The 3,308-nt window shown below is 41.4% G+C and carries 2 protein-coding genes; both read left to right on the top strand.

What is annotated here, in order from left to right; translation table 11 throughout:
* Positions 1 to 314: phosphopantetheine-binding protein (locus F6K38_RS37690; protein WP_287360098.1), on the top strand; the 314-nt coding region annotated here is incomplete at its 5' end.
* The coding region (locus F6K38_RS37685) for a non-ribosomal peptide synthetase (RefSeq protein ID WP_287360097.1) at positions 311 to 3,308 on the top strand (2,998 nt) is incomplete at its 3' end. The genes F6K38_RS37690 and F6K38_RS37685, both read left to right, overlap by 4 nt.

Raw genomic sequence — 3,308 nt, 5'->3', positions numbered from 1 at the left:
ATGTAGCTCCACAGACAGAGACACAGAAGGTATTAGCAGAGATTTGGAAAGAAGTGTTGGGTATAGAACAGGTGGGAATACACGATAACTTCTTTGATTTGGGGGGTCATTCTTTGATGGCAACTCAAGTTGTGTCTCGGGTGCGACAAACTTTTGGGATGGAATTACTCCTGCAAAGTCTATTTAAGTATCCTAATGTGGCAACTCTGGCAGAGGAAATTGAGACTATGCTGATAGTAGCAAAAGATGTTCTCCAAAGTGTAGGGGAAGGTTCTGCAATACAACAAGAAGATGAGGAAAAAGGAGAATTATGAAAACTATTAAACAGTTATTGTTTGAGCTTCGTAGCCTAGGAATTAAGCTTTGGGTTGAGGAAGATCGCTTAAAATACAGTGCTCCAAAAGGAAAACTCACATCTATGTTACGTAGTGAGTTGGTTGACCGTAAGGCAGAAATCTTAAGTTTTCTACGTCAAGTTAAGCAAGCTACTAATACTATTGAAACTTTCATAGAGCCTATTGAACGAAATGGCAATCCTCCGCCGTTATCCTTCGCACAACAAAGGCTATGGTTTATTGAAAAAATGGCCTTGAGTAGCAACGCTTACAATATGCCATTAACCCTACATCTGGTAGGTAAATTGGACTATGTAGCCCTACAAAAAAGTCTTAACCAAATCATCGCTCGCCATGAAACCCTGAGAACCACTTTCAGTGAAATCAACGGCACACCAGTACAAATAATTCAACCCCCCTTTGAATTAGAACTACCCAGAAAAGACCTAAGTGGGTTAACACCATCAGAAGCTACTACGAAACTCCAACAACTACTCCAACAAGAAAATGAACTTTCATTCAATCTAGAAGTAGACCCCCCCATACGGGCTCAGTTGTTTCAACTAGGAACAACAGAACACATACTGCAAATTACATTACATCACATCGCTAGTGATGGCTGGTCACTGACAGTATTACCCAAAGAACTCTCGGCTATTTACACTGCCACACTGGCAGACCAATCATCTCCATTACCCCCACTACCAATACAATATGCCGACTTTGCAGTTTGGCAAAAGAACTACTTACTTGGTGTTACCCTCTCTAGCCAACTCAACTACTGGAAGCAAAAGCTCCTTGACCTACCCCAACTACAACTACCCACAGACCATCCCCGACCCCCAGTTCAAACTTTTAATGGAGCAGGTATACCCATAAACATACCAGCAGCACTAACATCAAAAGTTAAACAACTCACCCAAAAGCAGGGAACCACCCTATTTATGACCCTGTTAGCAGTATTCAAAGTATTGCTGTCTCGTTACAGTGGTCAAGAAAGCATAGCAGTAGGAACACCGATAGCTAACCGCAACCGCTCAGAAATAGAAGGGTTGATTGGTTTCTTTGTCAACTCCCTAGTCATGTACACAGACCTGGGAGGGGACCCGAGTTTCACAGAAATATTAAACCGAGTTAAACAAACAGCTCTAGAAGCTTATGGTCACCAAGACATACCCTTTGAGAAATTGGTAGAACAGTTGCAGCCAGAACGGGCACTATCGCAAAACCCGTTATTTCAGGTGATGTTTGCGGTGCAGCAGTCGGAAATCTTAAAACCATCCTTTAGCTTACCTAACTTAGAAGTAGGTTGGTATGAAGGGGCAGGAGCTGAGATGACAGTGAGGTTTGACTTAGAGTTACATCTGTGGCCAGTAGGAGAAGAAATCAAAGGATTCTGTGCCTATAACACAGACTTGTTCTCAGCCGAAACAATTAGTCGTATGCTGTCACATTACCAAAACTTACTATCAGCAGCAGTAGAGACGACCGAACGACCGATTAGCCAGTTGCCATTAATGACAGAGCCAGAGCTAGACCAAATACTGGTGGAGTGGAACAATACCAAAACAGATTATCCAAATCACAAATGTATCCATCAGTTATTTGAGGAGCAGGTAGAGAAAACCCCAGATGCAGTAGCAGTAGTATTTGATCAACAAAAACTGACCTACTCCCAATTAAACAATAAAGCGAATCAACTAGCCCACCACTTGCAAACCTTGGGAGTGAAACCAGAAATGCTAGTGGGAATATGTGTAGAGCGCTCAGTAGAGATGGTAGTAGGTTTATTAGGGATACTCAAAGCCGGAGGAGCTTATGTGCCATTAGATCCGAATTATCCAACTTCGCGTCTCCATTACATGATAGAAGATGCACAACTATCCATCATCTTGACTCAAGAAAAATGGCAACATCATCTATCGGACACAAAAGCATCTGTGATTTGTTTGGATACAGATTCCGAAATTATTAATCAACAGAGTCAGCAAGTGCCCGAAAATCAGGTAAAAGCTAATCAGTTAGCTTACGTTATCTATACTTCGGGATCGACTGGTAAACCAAAAGGGGTAAGTATTCATCATCAAGGAGTAGTTCGGCTTTTTAGCAACACCAACTATGTGCAACTGGATTCTACAGACCGAGTAGCTCAAGTTTCCAACACCTCTTTTGATGCAGCTACATTTGAAATTTGGGGAGCTTTATTACATGGAGCAGTGGCAGTAATAATTACCAAATCTGTACTCCTTTCTCCTCAAGAGTTTGTCAACTATATCAAACAAGAAAAAATTACTACACTGTTTTTGACAACAGCTTTATTTAATCAGCTAGCCTACTCAGTACCAGAAGCATTCAGTACCTTGAAACATTTGTTATTTGGAGGAGAGGCAGTAGACCCGAAATCAGTGAAACAGGTACTTGAAAAAGGGGCACCAGAAAGATTGCTTCATGTGTATGGACCGACAGAAAACACTACATTCTCTTCATGGTACAAGGTGAATAAAGTAGCAGAAGGAGCAACAAATCTGCCCATAGGTAAGCCTATATCCAACACCCAAATATATATTCTGGACTCAAATTTACAACCAGTCCCCATAGGAGTGCCTGGAGAACTTCATATTGGAGGAGATGGTTTAGCAATAGGCTACCACAACCGCCCCGAACTCACAGCCGATCAATTTATCCCCAACCCTTTTGAAGACTCAAAATTCACAAAAAAATTATATAAAACAGGAGACTTAGCACGTTATCTCCCAGATGGCAATATAGAATTTATAGGTAGAATAGACCACCAAGTAAAAATCAGAGGTTTCCGTATCGAAACAGGAGAAATAGAAGCAGTTCTTAATTCATATCCCATCGTTAAAGAAACGGTAGTATTAGCAAGAGAAGACAACCCAGGAGATAAACGTTTAGTAGCATACATAGTACCAGAAACCCAAACCACAACCACCTCCAACCGAGAACTATCAG

The organism is Moorena sp. SIO3B2 (genome assembly GCF_010692525.1).
Lineage (GTDB): Bacteria > Cyanobacteriota > Cyanobacteriia > Cyanobacteriales > Coleofasciculaceae > Moorena > Moorena producens.
Note: the sequence above shows the minus strand (reverse complement) of the source record. Positions and strands in the feature narration are given on the sequence as shown.